This window comes from Roseateles sp. P5_E1, from assembly GCF_054049335.1.
In genome coordinates this window covers 1-17,239 of sequence record NZ_JBFUMN010000024.1, presented here as the reverse complement: position 1 = coordinate 17,239, position 17,239 = coordinate 1, and the positions used below count along the sequence as shown (strand labels likewise).

22 protein-coding genes are annotated in these 17,239 nt (G+C 67.9%); 13 read left to right on the top strand and 9 right to left on the bottom strand.

Annotated features, from left to right (window positions below; all coding sequences use genetic code 11):
* Nucleotides 1–6: 6 nt before the first annotated feature.
* Complete coding sequence (locus ACXJKJ_RS17905) at nt 7–1,113, bottom strand: magnesium transporter CorA family protein (RefSeq protein WP_056194347.1); 1,107 nt, start codon at nt 1,111–1,113, stop codon at nt 7–9.
* 4 nt (nt 1,114–1,117) lie between these two features.
* Nucleotides 1,118–2,134: a porphobilinogen synthase gene (gene hemB / locus ACXJKJ_RS17900; RefSeq protein WP_457391371.1), complete on the bottom strand. Its 1,017-nt coding sequence runs from the start codon at nt 2,132–2,134 to the stop codon at nt 1,118–1,120.
* A 358-nt stretch (nt 2,135–2,492) separates the two neighbouring features.
* Here hemB and ACXJKJ_RS17895 point away from each other — a divergent pair, with 358 nt between their 5' ends.
* From ACXJKJ_RS17895 to ACXJKJ_RS17870, 6 genes are read left to right on the top strand one after another with little or no spacing between them, the layout of a single operon-like run.
* Complete coding sequence (locus ACXJKJ_RS17895; RefSeq protein ID WP_457391369.1) at nt 2,493–2,921, top strand: CopD family protein; 429 nt, start codon at nt 2,493–2,495, stop codon at nt 2,919–2,921.
* 8 nt (nt 2,922–2,929) lie between these two features.
* Complete coding sequence (locus ACXJKJ_RS17890; protein ID WP_457356199.1) at nt 2,930–4,030, top strand: VanZ family protein; 1,101 nt, start codon at nt 2,930–2,932, stop codon at nt 4,028–4,030.
* 14 nt (nt 4,031–4,044) lie between these two features.
* Nucleotides 4,045–4,371 (top strand): (2Fe-2S) ferredoxin domain-containing protein, encoded by a 327-nt coding sequence (locus ACXJKJ_RS17885; protein ID WP_056194333.1) that lies wholly within the window; start codon nt 4,045–4,047, stop codon nt 4,369–4,371.
* On the top strand, nt 4,368–5,000 hold the full coding sequence (locus ACXJKJ_RS17880) for an alpha/beta hydrolase (RefSeq protein ID WP_457391367.1): 633 nt from the start codon (nt 4,368–4,370) through the stop codon (nt 4,998–5,000). The genes ACXJKJ_RS17885 and ACXJKJ_RS17880 overlap by 4 nt, the downstream gene beginning before the upstream one ends.
* Before the next feature lie 21 nt (nt 5,001–5,021).
* The gene (locus ACXJKJ_RS17875) at nt 5,022–6,167 is read left to right on the top strand and encodes a D-alanyl-D-alanine carboxypeptidase family protein (protein ID WP_457391365.1); all 1,146 of its coding nucleotides are present in this window, start codon (nt 5,022–5,024) and stop codon (nt 6,165–6,167) included.
* 7 nt (nt 6,168–6,174) lie between these two features.
* Entirely contained in the window at nt 6,175–6,459 is a 285-nt protein-coding gene (locus ACXJKJ_RS17870; protein WP_056194323.1) for a DUF493 family protein, read from the top strand.
* Here ACXJKJ_RS17870 and ACXJKJ_RS17865 read toward each other — a convergent pair whose 3' ends face one another.
* Nucleotides 6,460–7,092, bottom strand: a complete 633-nt coding sequence (locus tag ACXJKJ_RS17865) for a tetratricopeptide repeat protein (protein ID WP_457391363.1) — start codon at nt 7,090–7,092, stop codon at nt 6,460–6,462. It lies immediately after the preceding gene.
* A gap of 56 nt (nt 7,093–7,148) precedes the next feature.
* Between ACXJKJ_RS17865 and lipB the strand changes: the two genes are divergently transcribed.
* Together lipB and lipA are read left to right on the top strand one after the other, a co-directional pair.
* Nucleotides 7,149–7,826 carry a lipoyl(octanoyl) transferase LipB gene (gene lipB / locus ACXJKJ_RS17860; protein ID WP_457356203.1) on the top strand — a complete coding sequence of 226 codons (678 nt, stop codon included), beginning with the start codon at nt 7,149–7,151 and terminating at the stop codon, nt 7,824–7,826.
* 2 nt (nt 7,827–7,828) lie between these two features.
* Nucleotides 7,829–8,806: a lipoyl synthase gene (gene lipA / locus ACXJKJ_RS17855; protein ID WP_457391361.1), complete on the top strand. Its 978-nt coding sequence runs from the start codon at nt 7,829–7,831 to the stop codon at nt 8,804–8,806.
* Here the strand turns inward: lipA and ACXJKJ_RS17850 are convergent, their stop codons facing one another.
* Nucleotides 8,807–9,787 (bottom strand): N-acetylmuramoyl-L-alanine amidase-like domain-containing protein, encoded by a 981-nt coding sequence (locus tag ACXJKJ_RS17850; RefSeq protein ID WP_457391359.1) that lies wholly within the window; start codon nt 9,785–9,787, stop codon nt 8,807–8,809.
* 62 nt (nt 9,788–9,849) lie between these two features.
* Nucleotides 9,850–10,755, bottom strand: coding sequence for a LysR family transcriptional regulator (locus ACXJKJ_RS17845; RefSeq protein ID WP_457391433.1), 906 nt, complete (start codon nt 10,753–10,755; stop codon nt 9,850–9,852).
* A gap of 99 nt (nt 10,756–10,854) precedes the next feature.
* Between ACXJKJ_RS17845 and ACXJKJ_RS17840 the strand changes: the two genes are divergently transcribed.
* The gene (locus tag ACXJKJ_RS17840) at nt 10,855–11,736 is read left to right on the top strand and encodes an alpha/beta fold hydrolase (protein WP_457391357.1); all 882 of its coding nucleotides are present in this window, start codon (nt 10,855–10,857) and stop codon (nt 11,734–11,736) included.
* Here the strand turns inward: ACXJKJ_RS17840 and ACXJKJ_RS17835 are convergent.
* From ACXJKJ_RS17835 to ACXJKJ_RS17825, 3 genes are all read right to left on the bottom strand, one after another.
* The gene (locus ACXJKJ_RS17835; RefSeq protein ID WP_082532494.1) at nt 11,708–12,193 is read right to left on the bottom strand and encodes a TlpA family protein disulfide reductase; all 486 of its coding nucleotides are present in this window, start codon (nt 12,191–12,193) and stop codon (nt 11,708–11,710) included. The genes ACXJKJ_RS17840 and ACXJKJ_RS17835 overlap by 29 nt on opposite strands.
* A 22-nt stretch (nt 12,194–12,215) precedes the next feature.
* Nucleotides 12,216–13,316 (bottom strand): ATP-binding protein, encoded by a 1,101-nt coding sequence (locus ACXJKJ_RS17830; RefSeq protein WP_056194306.1) that lies wholly within the window; start codon nt 13,314–13,316, stop codon nt 12,216–12,218.
* Nucleotides 13,317–13,504: 188 nt separating this feature from the next.
* Nucleotides 13,505–14,743 carry a CaiB/BaiF CoA transferase family protein gene (locus ACXJKJ_RS17825; RefSeq protein ID WP_457391355.1) on the bottom strand — a complete coding sequence of 413 codons (1,239 nt, stop codon included), beginning with the start codon at nt 14,741–14,743 and terminating at the stop codon, nt 13,505–13,507.
* Between the two features lie 80 nt (nt 14,744–14,823).
* Here ACXJKJ_RS17825 and ACXJKJ_RS17820 point away from each other — a divergent pair, with 80 nt between their 5' ends.
* Genes ACXJKJ_RS17820 through ACXJKJ_RS17810 form a run of 3 tightly spaced genes read left to right on the top strand, consistent with a single transcriptional unit; the run spans nt 14,824 to nt 15,976 of the window.
* Nucleotides 14,824–15,300 (top strand): hypothetical protein, encoded by a 477-nt coding sequence (locus ACXJKJ_RS17820; protein WP_056194302.1) that lies wholly within the window; start codon nt 14,824–14,826, stop codon nt 15,298–15,300.
* 11 nt (nt 15,301–15,311) lie between these two features.
* Nucleotides 15,312–15,710 (top strand): PTS sugar transporter subunit IIA, encoded by a 399-nt coding sequence (locus ACXJKJ_RS17815; protein ID WP_157281251.1) that lies wholly within the window; start codon nt 15,312–15,314, stop codon nt 15,708–15,710.
* A complete protein-coding gene (locus ACXJKJ_RS17810; protein WP_056194300.1) occupies nt 15,707–15,976 on the top strand; it encodes an HPr family phosphocarrier protein in 270 nt (89 codons plus the stop codon). Before ACXJKJ_RS17815 ends, ACXJKJ_RS17810 begins: the two co-directional genes overlap by 4 nt.
* Here ACXJKJ_RS17810 and ACXJKJ_RS17805 read toward each other — a convergent pair whose 3' ends face one another.
* Nucleotides 15,977–16,780 carry a GNAT family N-acetyltransferase gene (locus ACXJKJ_RS17805; protein WP_457391354.1) on the bottom strand — a complete coding sequence of 268 codons (804 nt, stop codon included), beginning with the start codon at nt 16,778–16,780 and terminating at the stop codon, nt 15,977–15,979.
* A gap of 114 nt (nt 16,781–16,894) precedes the next feature.
* On the opposite strand from ACXJKJ_RS17805, the gene ACXJKJ_RS17800 reads away from it, so the two are divergent.
* Nucleotides 16,895–17,239: phosphoenolpyruvate-utilizing N-terminal domain-containing protein (locus ACXJKJ_RS17800; protein WP_457391352.1), on the top strand; the 345-nt coding region annotated here is incomplete at its 3' end.

The window sequence follows — 17,239 nt, the reverse complement described above, 5'->3', positions numbered from 1 at the left end:
GTCGACCTACCGGCTGCTGCTCAGGTAGCGCTTGCGACGGAACAGGAACCAAAGCCCGAGCGCCACGGCCAGCATCAGCAGGGCGGCATCCCAGAAGCCATTGGCGTTCTTGATCAACGGCATCCATTCGAAATTCATGCCGAAGATGCCGGTGATCAGGTTCAGCGGCAGGAAGATGGCCGTCAGCACCGTCAGCGTGCGCATGATGCTGTTGGTGCGATGCCCCAGGGCGCTGAAGTGCATCTGCACGGCCGACTCGGCCGAGGACTCCAGCCGGCGCACATGGGTCAGCACCCGCTCCACATGCTCCAGCACGTCGCGTGAGCGCACCCGCAGCAGCTCACGCTCGCGCGTCACCTGCGGGTCGCCGTCGACTGGCCATTCGTCCAGCGCGTCTATCCACTCCTGGATGGCGGCGCGCTGGTCTTCGCAGGTGTCCTCCAGCCGGTGCAGGGCATCGCGGCTCTCCAGCAGCAGCGGCCAGTCATCGAACTCGCTGCTCTGGTCCAGCAGCACGCGCTGCAGCGTGCCGAGCTGGCGGGTCAGCAGGCGCCGCAGCTCCAGATAGCTGTCCACCATGTGGTTGACCATGCGCAGCATCAGGTCGGCCGGGCTGGCTGGCAGGCGGGCGCCGCCGCGTGCGTCGCGCTTCTCGCGGCCTTCGGTCAGGCGGTCCAGCTTCTGGGCGAAGAACTCGCGCACCTGGCAGTCGGTGGGGTGCACAGTGATCAGCACACGGTCGAAAACGGCGAAGCCGACCGGACTGGTGTCGATGGCCCGCAGCGCGCGCTGCGCCGAGGCCAGCGTGCCGTGCTCGTCATCGACGAAGAGATCCTGGCTGCCCGGCGCCGCGGCGAGGCGGCGGAAAACCAGCATGTCGTACCAGGACGTGTAGTCGAAATGCGAGGGCAACTGGTTGTTGATCAGATCTGACACATGCAGGTCGACGATATTGCCGCAGCCCCACCGCGCCAGTGCCTGCTGCACGGCCGGCTCGCCCACTTCGAACTCGCGCCGGCCATAGCCCACCCACAGGAAGCCACGCTCCGGCAGCGCTTCGGGCAGGGCCGCAAGCTCGCGAAAACTGTCGGTCTCGATGTGGAAGACCCGCACCGGCTCAACCCGCTTTCAGCAGCCGCGCGGCGTCCAGCGCGAAATAGCTCAGCACGCCGTCGGCGCCCGCGCGCTTGAAGGCCAGCAGCGACTCCATCATGACGGCGTCATGGTCCAGCCAGCCATTGGCCGCGGCGGCCTTGACCATCGCGTATTCGCCGCTGACCTGGTAGGCAAAGGTCGGCACGCGGAACTCGTCCTTCACGCGGCGCACGATGTCCAGGTAAGGCATGCCGGGCTTGACCATCACCATGTCGGCGCCCTCGGCCAGGTCCAGGGCCACCTCGCGCAGGGCTTCGTCGCTGTTGCCAGGGTCCATCTGGTAAGTCTTCTTGTCCGCCTTGCCGAGGTTGGCGGCCGAGCCAACCGCGTCGCGGAAGGGGCCATAGAAGCTGCTGGCGTATTTGGCGCTGTAGGCCATGATGCGCGTGTGAATGTGGCCGGCGGCTTCCAGCGCCTGGCGGATGGCGCCGATGCGGCCGTCCATCATGTCACTGGGCGCAACGATATCGACGCCGGCATCTGCCTGTACCAGGGCCTGTCTGGCAAGGATCTCGACGGTCGGGTCGTTGAGGATGTAGCCGGTCTCGTCGATGACGCCGTCCTGGCCATGGCTGGTGAAAGGGTCCAGGGCCACGTCGGTCAGCACGCCGAGTTGCGGGAAATGTTTTTTTACCTCGCGCACCGCGCGCGGCACCAGGCCGTTCGGATTCAGTGCTTCCGCGCCGTCAGGCGTCTTCAGCGCGGCGTCGATGACGGGGAAAAGGGCGATGACGGGCACGCCCAGTTCGACACACTGCTCGGCCGTGCGCAGCAGGTGGTCCAGGCTCTGGCGCGACACGCCGGGCATGGAAGCCACAGCGTCCAGACGGTTCTCGCCCTCATGGATGAAGACGGGGAGGATGAGGTCGCTGGCACTCAGCGCATGCTCACGCACCAGGGCGCGCGTGAAGGCGTCGCGGCGCAGGCGTCGCGGGCGCGCCGCAGGGAAGGCGGAGGGAGAAAAAACGTAGCGGGCCAAGTCGAATCCTCAGGCTGCGGGGGGTGCGGCCCGGCGCGTGATGGTTGACACATCCAGACGTCATTTATTCCTGACGTCACCGCTCAAGCGCGCTAAACTTGTTTTTGAATGATAGCCGCAAGGTGGTCGTTCCCTGCTTTTCCTCCCTGAGCAGGAGCCTTAGCGTGATGACAGCGATAAGGCTTTCTCGGCCCCGGTCTTGAACCGGGGCTTTTTTTTGGTGTTCACCGGACTGTTGTGTCGCGGAGCGACCCAACCCGCACCTTCGTGCGGTGTGCCTGCGGCCCATGTCCGACTCTCCCCCAAGCCCGTCCGCGCTGCGGCCGTGCTTGACGCCGGTGCTGCCCATAATGGCTGCATGCTCTGGGTCAAAGCCTTTCACATCGTCTTCGTCGCCGCCTGGTTTGCCGGCCTTTTCTATTTGCCGCGCATCTTTGTGAACCTGGCCATGGTGCCGGCCGACAGCCATGCCGAACGTGAGCGCCTGCTTTTGATGGCGCACAAGCTGCACCGCTTCAGCAGCATCCTGATGGGCGTGGCCCTGCTGCTCGGCGTCTGGGTGCTGGTGGGCTGGGGCGCCAGCCGCTTCGCTGGCAGCTACTGGCTGCACGCCAAGATGCTGCTGGTCGTCGGCGTGATCGGCTACCACCACATGAACCGCCGCCTGCTGCGCAGCTTCGAGACGCTGTCCAACAAGCGCAGCCACCGCTGGTTCCGCGTCTACAACGAGACGGCCGTGCTGCTCTTCGCGGCCATCGTCGTGCTGGTGACCGTCAAGCCCTTCTGAGGTCGGAAGTGCGTCGCCGTCAAAGCTCCGCCACCTGGCTGTTGTTGGCCCATATGGGGCTGGTCACCTATGCCAGCCTCTACCCCTTCTGGCCCTGGCGCTGGCCGCCCGGCATGGGCCTGCCCTGGTTGTTCAGCCTGCCCTGGCCGGCCCGCTTCTGGGCCTTCGACGTCGAGGCCAACCTGATTGGCTACATCCCCCTGGGCCTGCTCGGTTTTGCTGCGGCGATGCGCTCGGGCTGGGGGGTGCGCGGCGGGCTGCTGCTCGGCCTGCTGCCCGGGCCGGCGCTTTCGTTTGCGATGGAGACCCTGCAGTTCTTCGTGCCGGGCCGCGTGCCCTCCCTGTCTGACTGGGTCCTGAACTCGGCCGGCAGCCTGCTCGGTGCCGCCCTGGGCCTGGTGCTCAGCGCCCTCGGGGGCCTGGAGCGCTGGGAGGACGTGCGCGACCACTGGTTTGGCGCCAGCAGCGCACCGGCCCTCGCTCTGCTGGCGCTGTGGCCGCTGGCACTGCTGTACCCGACGCCGCTGCCTTTCGGCCTTGGTCAATGGCTGCCCTGGTGGCGGGGAATGTTGCTGGATGCCCTGACCGGCACGCCCTGGGCGCTGAACTGGGGCGACGCGGTCACCGTCGAGCATGAGCTGCCGCCTGGCCTGGAGGCGCTGGCCATCGCCCTCGGGCTGCTGGCGCCGGTGCTGTTGATGATCACCGTCGCTCGCTCCGGCCTGCGCCGGCTGGCGCTGGCCGGGGGGGCGGTGCTGCTGGGCCTGCTGGGCACGGCGACGTCAACCGCGATGGCCTTCGGGCCCGACCATGCATGGGCCTGGCTCAGCGATGCCACACGCCCCGGCGTGGGCCTGGGCGTCGTGCTGGCCTTGGTGGCCTGCTTGCTGCCCTCGCGTGTCGCGGCGGCCCTGGGCCTGTTCGTGCTGTGCGCCTTGATCGGCCTCATCAGCTTGGCGCCCAGCGACCCCTACTTGGCCTTGAACATGCAGGCCTGGGAGCAGGGCCGCTTCATCAACCTCTATGGGCTGACGCGCTGGGTGGCCTGGACCTGGCCGTTCATCGCCCTCGTCTGGCTCGCCGCCCGGCTGGTGCAAAAGCCCCAGTGAGACAATCCGCGGCGATGAGTTACTACGAGCGCCACGTCTTCTTCTGCCTGAACCAGCGCACCAATGGCGAGGCCAGTTGCGCTGACCATGACGCGCAAGGCGGCTTCGACCACTGCAAGTCGCGCGTCAAGCAACTCGGCCTGGCCGGCAAGGGTGGCGTGCGCGTCAACAAGGCCGGTTGCCTGGACCGCTGCGCCGGCGGCCCGGTGGCTGTCGTCTACCCGGAAGCCATCTGGTATTCCTGGGTCGACAAGAGCGACCTGGACGAGATCGTTGAGCGCCATTTGCGCGACGGCCAGGTGGTCGAGCGCCTGGTGCTGCCGGATTCCGTCGGCCGATGAATTCGCAGACCGAGAAGCGCCTCGTCCCCGGCCCGGCCGGGCAGATTGAAGTTGCCATCGACCTGCCGCCTGGTTCCAATTCAGGCACGCCGCCGCTGGGCACGGCCCTGATCTGCCATCCCAACCCGACCCAGGGCGGGACCATGGACAACAAGGTCGTGCAGACACTGGCGCGGGCTTTCATTCAACTCGGCTGGCGGGCCGTGCGCTTCAACTTCCGTGGCATCGGCCAATCGGCAGGTGGCTGGGACGAAGGCCGTGGCGAAGTTGATGACGCGCTGGCCGTGCTCGACGCTGTTCGCGCGCCCGGCGAGGCATTGATCCTGTCTGGCTTCTCCTTTGGCGGCTACGTGGCCTCCCGCGCTGCCCAACGCCTGGCCGAACCGGCCCGGCGCCTCGTCCTCGTCGGCCCKGCGACCAGTCGTTTTGACACCGCCCCGGTGCCTGCCGACACCGTGGTCATCCATGGCGAGGTCGACGACGTTGTGCCGCTCGCCGCCGTGCTCGACTGGGCGCGGCCGCAAAGCCTTCCCGTGACCGTCGTCCCCGGCGTGGGCCATTTCTTCCACGGGCAGTTGCCGCTGCTCAAGTCCCTTGTGGTGCGCGCGTTCGATCCCACGAAGATCTAGTCGCTGCGTCTGAACAGATCCATGAAACGACTGCTTGCTTTCCTCCTCGCCGCGCTCTCGCTGACTGCCCTGGCCCAGGCCCCCCAGCCACCGGAACTCGCGGCGCGCAACTATGTGCTGATCGACCTGACCACGCACAAGACCCTGGCCGAGCGTGATGCCGACACGGCCAATGACCCGGCGTCCCTGACCAAGCTGATGACGGCCTATGTCGTCTTCGGCGCGCTGCGGGAGAAAAAGCTGACGCTGGAGCAGACCCTGCCCGTGTCCAAGCGCGCCTGGGATGAACGCAAGGGTGATCCTTCGCTGATGTTCATCGACACGACGATGACGCCCAAGGTCGATGAGCTGCTGCACGGCCTCATCATCCAGAGCGGCAACGACGCTGCAGTGGCCCTGGCCGAAGGCGCGGCCGGTTCGGTCGAGAACTTCGTGCAGCTGATGAACCGCCAGGCCCAGGCCTGGGGCCTGAAGAACACCGAGTTCAAGAACGTGACCGGCACGTCCGAGCCCGGCCACAAGAGCAGTGCGCGCGACATCGCGGTGGTGGCTTCACACATCATCACGGACTTCCCCGAGTACTACGTCTACTACTCGCAGCGCGACTACACCTTCAACAAGATCCGCCAGGACAACCGCAACCTGCTGCTGCGTCGCGACCCGACGGTGGATGGCATGAAGACCGGTTTCACCGAGGCCGCCGGCTACTGCCTGGTGTCCAGTGCCAACCGCGATTTCCCCAACGGCAAGCGCCGCCTGTTGTCCGTTGTCATGGGCACGGCGTCAAAGGAAGCTCGCGCCAGCGAGAGCCAGAAGCTGCTGAACTGGGGCTACACGGCCTTCGATGCGGTCAAGATCTTTGACGCCGGCAAGGCGATTGCGACCGTGCCGGTCTGGAAGGGCGAGGCCAAGGAAGCCAGGCTCGGTGCGGCTGACGCCATCTTCGTCGCCGTGCCGCATGGCGACGGCACCAAGCTGCAAACCCAGGTCGAGCGCACCGACCYCCTGGTGGCGCCGCTCAGCAAGGGCCAGCGCGTCGGCACCCTGCGCGTGACGACGACGGCCGGCGCGCCGGTGGCCGAGGTGCCGCTGATCGTGCAGGAAGCCGTGCCCGGCTCCGGCCTGCTCGGTCGTGCCTGGGATTCGCTGCGCCTGTGGATCAAGTGAGGTCACGATGAACCTGCCGCCCGACATTCCGCCCGAGCAATCGCTCATCGAATACCCCTCGCAGTTTCCGATCAAGGTCATGGGCGCCCATGTCGAGGGCTTCGTCGAGGCCATCGCCCATGTGGCGCGACAGTTCGACCCAGCCTTTGATGCCGCCACCATCGAGCAGCGCCCGAGCAAGGGCGGCAACTACCTCGGCCTGACCATCACCATCACGGCCACCAGCCGCGAGCAGCTAGACGAGATCTACCGCACGCTGACCACGCATCCCATGGTCAAGGTCGTGCTCTGATCAGGTCGCCGCGTCGCCGGCCTGCATGGCCTTGATCTTGGCCTTGGCCGCGTCATCGCCGTTCTTGGCGGCGATGTCGTACCAATAGCGCGCCAGGCGCGCGTCGGCCTCGACGCCCGACCCCGTCTCGAACATCGACGCGACGATGTATTGGGCGCCGACGTTGCCTGCCTTGGCCGCTTCCAGATACCAGCGGTGGGCCTGGGCCAGGTCCTGGGACCGGCCGCGGCCGAGGTAGTAGCAGGTGGCGGTGGCGAGGGCGCCATCGCCGTTGCCCTGCTCCGCCGCGCGCTCAAACCAGCCGCAGGCGGCTTTCGGGTCGGGCTTGCCATGGCGGCCCTGCTCGATCATTTCGCCCAGGGCGTTCTCGGCCAGGGCCAGCTTCTGCGCCGCCGCACGCTGCAGCCACTGCCAGGCCTTGGTGTCGCTGGCGCCGGGCAGCTCCTTGCGCAGATTCATCATCGCGAGGTTGAACTGGCCGAGCGCCTCGCCGCGCCTGGCTGATTCGGCAAAGCCCTTGGCCGCGGCCTTGAGGTCGCCCTCGTCGTAGGCGGCCAGCGCGTCGGGCAGTGAGGCGGCCCGGGCCAGGGAGGCGGTGAGCAGCAGGGCAACGGCAATCAGTGGCGTCTTCATCGGGTCGAGTCGTCCTGGCTAAGCGAAGGCTTACAGCGGCTGCCTATGATGCCCGCATGATCGTCAAGACCCTCGGGCGGGTCGATTACCTGCCCACGCTGGAGGCCATGCGCGCCTTCACGGCGGCGCGCGATGCAGACACGCCGGACGAGCTCTGGCTCTGCGAGCACCCGCCCACCTTCACCCAAGGCCTGGCCGGGAAGCCCGAGCACCTGCTGCTGCCCGGCGACATTCCCGTCGTCGCCACCGAGCGCGGCGGCCAGGTGACGTATCACGGCCCCGGCCAGGTGACGGCCTATCCGCTGGTCGACCTGCGGCGCCTTGCCATCTTCGTCAAGGAATACGTCTTCCGCCTGGAGACGGCGATCATCCAGACACTGGGCAGCTATGGCGTGACCGGCCTGCGCGTCGGCGGCGCGCCGGGCATCTATGTGCGCCCGGCCGACCCTGGCAGCCATGCGGCCCTGGCCGGCCCGGCCGATCCGGCGGACGCCTTCAAGGGCCTGGCCAAGATCGCCGCCCTGGGCATCAAGGTCAGCCGCCACTGCACCTATCACGGCCTCGCGCTGAATGTCGCGATGGACCTGGAACCCTTCCTGCGCATCAACCCGTGCGGATACGAAGGCCTGGAAACCACATCCCTCGATAAACTCGGGGTTTTCACCGACTGGTCGACCGCGGCCGGGCGGCTCGCCGAGCGGCTCTCGGCACAATTTGAAGTCTCGACGCCTTGACCATGCCCGACACGACCACCTACGACCCGACGATCAAGCAAAAGGCCGAGGCCAAGACCTCGCGCATTCCGATCAAGATCGTGCCGGCCGAGGTGCTGAAGAAGCCAGACTGGATCCGCGTCAAGGCCGGCTCGCCGACCACCCGCTTCTACGAGATCAAGCAGATCCTTCGTGAGCACAAGCTGCACACGGTCTGCGAGGAAGCCAGCTGCCCCAATATCGGCGAATGCTTCGGCAAGGGCACGGCCACCTTCATGATCATGGGTGACAAGTGCACGCGCCGCTGCCCGTTCTGCGACGTCGGCCACGGCCGGCCCGACCCGCTGGACGTCGACGAGCCGCTGAACCTGGCCAAGACGATTGCGGCGCTGAAGCTCAAGTACGTCGTCATCACCAGCGTCGACCGCGACGACCTGAAGGACGGCGGCGCCGGCCATTTCGCCGAATGCATCACACGCGTCCGCGAGCTGAGCCCGTTGACGCAGATTGAAGTGCTGGTGCCCGACTTCCGTGGCCGCGCCGATCGCGCGCTGAACATCCTGAAGGCCGCGCCGCCGGATGTGATGAACCACAACCTGGAAACCGCGCCGCGCCTGTACAAGGAAGCGCGCCCGGGTTCCGACTACCAGTTCAGCCTGGACCTGCTCAAGCGCTTCAAGCAGGAAGTGCCGGGCGTGCCGACCAAGAGCGGCATCATGGTCGGCCTGGGCGAGACGGACGACGAGATCCGCCAGGTCATGCGCGACATGCGGGCGCACGACATCGACATGATCACCATCGGCCAGTACCTGGCGCCGTCCGGTCACCACCTGCCGGTGCGCCGCTATGTGACGCCTGACGCCTTCAAGCAGTTCGAGAAGGAAGCCTACGAGCTGGGCTTCACGCACGCGGCCGTCGGCGCCATGGTGCGCTCCAGCTACCACGCGGACGAGCAGGCCCACGCGGCGCTGAACCCGACGGTCAGCCCGACGGCGGCCTGATCAGGAGCGCCCAGGGCGGGGCTGGGGCGCCATTGGCGGCACTTCTGGCGCCTCGTTCAGGCGCAGGAACTTGAAGCCCGCCAGCTGCGCCTTGTTCTGCCCCGCCTGGCGCGCATCGCGTTCGGCCATGCGGGCGATGAAGCCCTGCAGCGTCTCCTCGCGCACCTGCGGCTCGGCTGAATGCAGCAGGCGACGGGAGCCATCCGCGCCGGTGACGATGAGGCCGACATGCGATGCCCAGGACTCGCCGCCGCGGCTGGAGATGACGTTGACGAAATCGCCGTCCTGCAACTGGGCCTCGACGGCGGCCACGTCCTGCTTGGCAACGTAGACATCGTCGAAGTTCTGCACCGGGATGTCGCGGCGGATCTTGAACTGCTTGAGCAGGAAGGCCTGACGGTCGATGCGCTGGCGGTAGGGCTGGGTCGGCGCGCCCAGGGTGGCGGTGACGTCCTGCACCAACCAGCGGTTGGCGACATTCCAGTCGGCTTCGGTGTAGTGGTTGCGCGTGGCGGTGCCGATGACCCCGTCGCGATAGCGGATGCGCTGCAGCATCCAGAAGAACTCTTCCCAGGACGCGCTCAACGCCATCGCATAGGTATGTTCCACGAAGACGACGCAGTCACTTTTGCTCAGGTCGAACAGCGGCTGGGCGTCGTAGGTCTCGTAGGGGAACTCGCCCAGCAGGAAGAGCTCGTAGGGCTGGCCGATGTTTTTGCGTGCCAGCGCCGCGATGCGCTGGCGCAGGGCCGGCTGGTCCTGCTGTTGCCAGGCCAGGTAGCGGCCCAGCTCGCGCGGCTGCATCTGGTAGAGCGGCTTGTTGAGCAGGCTGGCCAGTTCGGTGGCGTCCAGGCTGGCGCGGCGAGCGGCATCCAGCTGTGTGGCCGTGGGCTCGATGCGGGGTGGCGGCGGGGGCGGGGGCKGGTGGGCGCAGCCAGCCAGCAGCAGGGATATGGCGAGGGCGGCAAGCGTCTTTTGCATCGCCGCAGTGTCAGTCCAGCGGCGCCTCGGTGGTCATGAGAGCTTGTGGGACGTCCATAACGTCAGGATTCGCTGGCCTGGGCGCGTAGCGCCTCGATGAGCAGGCGCGTCTTGCGAGGTGGCTGCTGGGCGGCCGGATAGAGGGCGTGGATGCCGCCTTCGGGCAGATGCCAGCCCGGCAGCAGGCGCACGAGGCGGCCGGCGGCGAGGTCGTCGGCAACGAGATAGTCCGGCAGCATGGCCATGCCGCCACCCGCCAATGCCGCGCTGCGCAGCGCCGAGGCGGTGTTGAAGGACAGCACGGACTGCAAGCGCACCGCCTGTTCGGCCTCGCCGTCGGCGTTGAAGCGGCATTGCAGCGGCTGGGGCAGCACGGTCAGCGCAATCAGCGGCAGGGCTGCCAGCTCGCCCGGATGAGCGGGTGCGGCGCGTCCCTCGAGCAGGCTCGGGCTGGCAACGACGTAGGCGCTGAAGGACCGGATGCGCGTCGCGCGCAGCTCGGAGTCGGCCAGTTGGCCGATGCGGATGGCCACGTCGATCTGCTCGGCCACAAGGTCCAGCAGCCGGTCGACAGCCAGCACATCGATCTGCAGTTGCGGGTGGCGCTGCGTCAGTGCGACGGCGACGGGCGCCAGCACGCGCTCGGCATAGTCCACCGGCGCCGTCACGCGCAGCCGGCCACGTGGCTCGGCCGTGTTTCCGGCGGCAGCGGCGATGGCCCGCTCGGTGTCGGCCACGATCTGGCGCGCAGCATCGAAAAAGCCCTCACCCGCCTCGGTCATGCGCAGGGAGCGTGTGGTGCGCAACAGCAGGCTGGCGCCGACCTCGCGCTCCAGGCGCTGCATGTGGGCGCTGACCATGGTCGTCGCGATACCCAGCCGGCGGGCGGCTGCGCTCAGCGAGCCGGTTTCGACGACGGCGACGAAGACGGCCAGGCGGTTGAGGTTGACGTTGGCGAGGGCGTTGATGGCCATCTTCCACTGAAAGTGCAAGGTGTTTGCAGCATAGCGCGGCTACCGGGCGGTCTGCCCGGAAAGCACACTGGAGCCATCCCAGAGGAGATCGCCATGAATCACCCCATCTTCCATCGCAACATCCAAATCGACGGGTTGAACATCTTCTACCGTGAGGCCGGCCCGGTGGATGCGCCGACGTTGCTGCTGCTGCACGGCTTCCCGTCATCGTCGCGCCAGTACGTGAAGCTGATGGAGCTGCTGGCGGATCGCTACCACCTCATCGCGCCCGACTATCCGGGTTTCGGCCTCAGCGACGCGCCGCCGGCCGCCGAGTTTGGCTACAGCTTCGACCGCCTGGCCGATGTCGTCGAGGGGTTCTGCGAGGCGCTGGGCCTGGACCGCTTCGTCGCCTACCTGTTCGACTTCGGCGCGCCCATCGGCCTGCGCATTGCCGAGCGCCACCCAGAATGGATTGCCGGTCTCGTCATCCAGAACGGCAATGCCTACGAGGAGGGATTGAGCGCGATGGCACGTGACATGGTTGCGCTGCAGCCCGGCCGGCCAGGTGCCGTGGAAGCCGTCACGGGCATCCTGACGGCCGAGGTCACGCGCATGCAATACGAGGGCGGCACCCGCGAGCCGGCGCGTATCGCCCCCGAGGGCTGGCTGCTGGACCAGCATTTCCTGGACCTGCCCGGCCGCAAGGCCATCCAGGTGGACCTGGCGCTGGACTACCACCGCAACGTGGCGCGCTACCCGGCTTGGCAGGCCTGGCTGCGCGAACATCGGCCGCCGGCGCTGATCGTCTGGGGTCGCAACGACGCCTTCTTCCCGGCGGCGGGCGCCGAGGCCTATCTGCGCGACCTGCCCGAGGCCGAGCTGCATCTGCTCGACACGGGGCACTTCGCTTTGGAGGAAGAGGTCGATTTCATCGCGGCGCGCATGGCCGTCTTCATCGACGGGCTTACGCCTCAGCCAGCAGCTGCTCGATGAGGCCGTGCAGGGCGGCGAAGTCGGGTTCGCCGACAAAGCGCTTGACGATCTCGCCGCGCTTGTTGATGAGGAAGGTGGTCGGCGTCATCTGCACCGAGCCAAAGGCCTGGGCGACGCTGCCGGTGTTGTCGATGGCCACGCCAAAGGGCAGCTTGCGCGTCTCGGCGTACTTGGCGACGAAGGCCGGTGGGTCGTAGCTCATGGCCACGGCGACAGTGTCCAGGCCGCGGGCCTTGAACTTGTCGTGGGTGGCGACGATCTGCGGCATCTCCTTCACGCAGGTCGCGCAGCTGGTGGCCCAGAAGTTGACCAGCATGACCTTGCCGGTCCAGTCCCGCGAGCTGGCCTTCTGGCCGTTCAGCAGCACATAGTCGACGGCGGGTGCCTGCTCGCGGGCACAGCCCGTCAGCGCGGCGGCGCAGATCAGGGCAGAGGCAAGGGCGCGGCGGGTCAGCATGGCCCGGATTCTAGAGAAGCCGCTAAACCCTTTTGGCCAGCTCGAACATCAGCAGCGAGGGCAGGGCGTCGGGCAGGTGGCGGCGCGAGATGCGGGCCACGCCGTCACCGGTGGCGGTGGACAGCTGGGTGCGGTGCTCGCCATCGAACATCTCGACGAAGGCGAAGTCCGGCGCGTCGCGCATGACGCCGGCGATCAGCTGCAGCAGCGGCTCGCTCATCTGCGCCGCGTCGAACAGCATGGCGTGGGGCAGGCCCTCGCGGCAGAACTGCTCGGCCTCGGCCACGCTGCCGACCACATCCACCAGCATGCCCATGTGGCGCACGGCGGCCTGGGCCTCGGTGCGCATGTCGCGGTGGGCCGACACGATCAGCAACTGGCAGCCCGCCAGCGGCCGCGAATTGCCGCCCATGCGTTCGGCCTCGGCTTCCAACCGGGCATTGGTGCTGTCCGGCGGCGGCGCTTCGTCCGGCGCGAGCTGGTTGAACTCCAGCGTCAGCAGCGTGATGCCGGCCTCCTGCTCGCGCAGTGGCAGCACACCCAGCGTGATGGCCGTTTGCTCCAGCAGCCGCCAGGCCAGCGAGTCCAGCCCGGGCGTCGGTGCGTGCGGGTCGGCGTCGTCGCTGAGCAATTCCAGCGAGCGGTGGGCGAAGCGGCAGCTCAGGCGCGCCTTGACCGGCCAGGGCGTCAGATCCAGTCGCAGGTCGACGGAGGAGTGCGTATTGGCCAGCGCCCAGTCCATCAGCGCATTCAGCAGGCCGAAGAGCAGGGCGCCGTCGGCCCAGATCTCGACGGGCTTGAGCGACTGGCGAACCTGCACGCCGCGCGCCTGGGTCTCGCGGCTGCGCTGGGCGAGCACGCTGCGCAGCATCTGCGTCAGGTGCTGGCGCTCGCGGTTCAGGCGCAGGCGGCCGGAGGCCAGCCGGGAGAGCTGCTGGCCCAGCATGCCGGCCGTGCGAGCGTCGTCCACGCTGCGCTTCAACAGGCGCAGGCCGCGGCGGTCGATCTGGCCGGTGGTGGCGAGGTTCTGGATCTGCTCCAGCGCCGCGCTCAGCGGCCCGGCGATCTCGGCGCCCAGCTGCTGGACGATGTCCGCCCACTGGACCGGTGAAGGCTCAGGCATGACATCGTTGGCGGCACTTGCTGGCGCGGAAGAAGGCGGTGTGGACATGACCCGGTGGCTGCGGACCCGAGGCGGATGGTTCTAGGTGGTTGGCCCGCCTCGGTGCGTGAGCGCATGCTGCGGACAGCGCGCCGCCATCTCCATCCCCCACCCAGGGGGAAACCCTGGGTTTGGGGGTGGGTTAGCCCTCACGCAATGACACCACTGTTGCGCCAGTTTGTGATTTCTTCCGCAGAACAGCCGGCTTCTTGCAGCAACTCGTCGCTGTGCTGGCCGAGCAGCGGCGGCGCGAACCGATAGGCCACGGGTGTGGCCGACAGCTTCATTGGGCTGGCAATGAGGCGCAGATCGGGCGTCAAGGGATGGGGCATGGCAACCACGGCACCGCGAGCTTGCGCTTGCGGGTCGGCGAGCGCCTCACCAATAGAGTTGATCGAGCCACAGGGCACCTTGGCAGCCTCCAGCGCCGCGAGCCAGTCGGCGCGAGGGCGCTGCCGCATGGCTTCCTCCAACTGAGGCACGAGGAGGGCGCGGTGGCGCACGCGCTCGGAGTTGGTCGCAAAGCGTGGGTCGGTGGCCCATCCCGGCTGGCCGGCGATGTCGCAGAACTTGGCGAATTGGCGGTCGTTGCCGACAGCCAGGATCAGATAGCCGTCGCTGGCCTCGAAGACCTGATAGGGCACGATGTTCTGGTGGGCGTTGCCCATGCGGCCCGGCGCCTTGCCGCTGCACAGGTAGTTGCTGCCGAGGTTGGCCAGCATGGCGAGCTGGGTGTCCAGCAGGGCCATGTCGATGACCTGGCCCTGGCCGGTGGCATCGCGGTGGCGCAGCGCGGCCAGGATGGCGACGGTGGCATACATGCCGGTGAACAGGTCGGCCACGGCCACGCCGACCTTCTGCGGCCCGCCGCCGGGCAGGTCGTCGCGCTCGCCGGTCACGCTCATCAGCCCGCCCATGCCCTGGACGGCGTAGTCATAACCGGCGCGCTCGGCATAGGGGCCGGTCTGGCCGAAGCCGGTGATGGAGCAGATGACGAGGCCGGGGTGCTCGGCGAGCAGGGTTTGCGCGTCCAGGCCATAGCGAGCCAGGTCGCCGACCTTGAAGTTCTCCACCAGCACATCGACCTGGGCCGCCAGCTTGCGGACGATGGCCTGACCTTCGGGCATGGCCAGATCCACGGCCAGCGAGCGCTTGTTGCGGTTGGCGCCGAGGAAGTAGGCGGCCTCGGACGTGTCCTGGCCGTCGGCATCCTTCAGATAGGGCGGGCCCCAGGCGCGCGTGTCGTCGCCGCTGCCGGGGCGTTCGATCTTGATGACGTCGGCGCCGAGGTCGGCCAGGGTCTGCGTGCACCAGGGGCCGGCCAACACGCGTGACAGGTCCAGTACGCGCACGCCGGACAGCGCCTGAGGGGCTTGGGGAGAGGGCATTTCTTGCATTGCGGAATTGTCCTCGGGCCGCTGTCGATAATTCGCCCATGCCCTGCCGCACGACTGCCGGATTTGCCCTAATGCTGAGCTTGCTGGCGGCTTGCCAGCCGACGCTGAACTGGCGCGAGGTCAGGCCGACCGGATCGGGCGCCGTGGCCCTCTTCCCTTGCAAGCCCGACATCGAGCAGCGCCCCGCTCACGCCGGCCAGGGTGCGATGGGCCTGGCCCAGTGCGAAGCGGGCGGCGGGCGCTTCGCGCTGTCCTGGGCTGATGGGCCCGACCCGACCCAGGCCGGCCCAGCCCTCAAGGCCATGCCCCAGGCCTTGGCCACCAAGCTCGGCCAGCCGCTGCCGCCGGCCCAGCCGCTGCTGGTGCCGGGCATGACGCCGCTGCCGGAGGCTGCCGAGTACCGCCTGACCGGTGCGGGCGGGATCACTCGCGTGGCCGTGTTCGCTCACGGTGGCCGTGTCTACCAGGCGCTGATGACGCTGCCGCAGGACGACCCGGCCGCGTGGGAAAGCTTCCGTGCCGGGCTGGCCATGGAGACCGCCCGCTAACATCCTGCCCCATGCCCAACCTGCTTGTGATCGCCCACGCACCGCTGGCCTCCGCCCTGCGGCAGGTGGCCGAACACACCTTCCCCGACTGTGCGCCGACGCTGACCGTGCTGGATGTTGATGCTGGCATGAGCGCGGACGACGTCGAGACAGCTGCCCGCGCGCTGATGGCCCGGGCCGACCAGCCCGAGTGGTTGGTGCTGACCGATGTGTTCGGCGCCACGCCGAGCAACGGTGCTCAGCGCCTGGCGGGAGAGCAGGTGCAGGTGCTCAGCGGTGTCAGCGTGCCCATGCTGTGGCGCACCCTCTGCTATGCCAGCCAGAAGCCTTTGACCGAGCTGGCACGGCGCGCCATGCAGGGCGCGGTCACGGGCATCGTCGCCATGCCTCCCTTGCCCCCCGACGAATGATCAAGTCCACCCTCACCATCAGCAACAAGCTGGGTCTTCACGCGCGTGCCTCGGCCAAGTTAACCAAGTTGGCCGGCAGCTTCAAGTGCGAGGTCTATATGAGCCGCAACGGCCGGCGCGTGAACGCCAAGAGCATCATGGGCGTCATGATGCTGGCCGCCGGCATCGGCGCGACAGTCGAACTGGAGACTGATGGCGAGGACGAACAAGCCGCGCAGGATCAGATCACCGCCCTCGTCAACGACAAGTTCGGCGAAGGCCAGTGATCAGCCGAGGATGCGCTTGAAGCGCGCCGGCAGATCGGCCGTGCGCAGCAGCAGCGGCAGGTCGGCGGTGTTGAAGTCGGGGTCCCAGGCCGGCTCGCCCATCAGCTTGGCGCCGCAGCGCAGATAGCCGCGGATCAAGGCCGGCGGTTCCACCACCAGATCCTGGCGCAGGTGCTCGATGGGCAGCGGCAGGCGCGGGCGCACCCGGCAGTCGATGGGCGCGAGGTGGTTGGCGGCGATCTGCTTCCACAGACTGGCCGCGAAGTGGCCGCCATCGCGCATGCTGACGCTGGCGCAGCCGATGACGGTATCCAGACCGTTGCGGGCCATGAACTCGGCCAGCGCGCCCCACAACGCAATGATGGCGCCGCCGCTGCGGTGGTCGGCATGCACGCAGGAGCGGCCGATCTCGGCGACCCGGGAACGCAGGCCGCGCAGGCGCGTCAGGTCGAACTCGGTGTCGCTGTACAGGCCGCCGGYGCGTTTGGCGGCGGACGGCGTCAGCACGCGGTAGGTGCCGACGACAGGGCCGGGCTCGTCGTCCTCGCCCCCGGCGCGCACCAGGACATGCTCGCAATAGGCGTCGAAGAGGTCGACGTCCAGCCCGGCCGGTGAACCCTTGGGTGTGGGCAGGCGGGCGCCCATCTCGACGGCGAAGACCTGGTAGCGCAGCGCCTGGGCTTCGCGAACTTCCGTTTCGCTGCGTGCCCAGCTGACGCTGAGGCGGGGGGAAGAGGCGCGCGCCGGGCGGTGCAGGGCGGGGGCATGCGGCTGTGCATGCGTGACGATCAAACTGCGGTTCATGCCCGGCATGCTGGGGCGGCGGTTTGACGCAGCGGTGAAGGCCCTATGAAAAAACCATGACGCGGCAGCCCTGTGGCTCAAGCTACATTGGGGATTGATCTGCGGAGGGTGCTGATGAGTTTTCAGGTGTTCGGCATTGCGGTCTCACGTGGTGTGGCCATCGGTCGCGCGGTGCTGATCGCCTCCAGCCGCGTCGACGTCGCCCACTATTTCGTGACGCCCGACGAGGTCCAGCCCGAGATTGGGCGACTGCTGCGCGCACGCGACGCCGTCGTGCTGGAGCTGGAGACGTTGAGGGATGAACTGCCAGGCGACGCGCCCCACGAACTCGCGGCCTTGCTGGACGTGCACCTGATGCTGCTGCACGACGAGGCCCTGACCGGGAGCGCCAGCCAGTGGATCGTCGAGCGGCACTACAACGCGGAATGGGCGCTGTCTGCCCAGCTCGAGGTGCTGGCA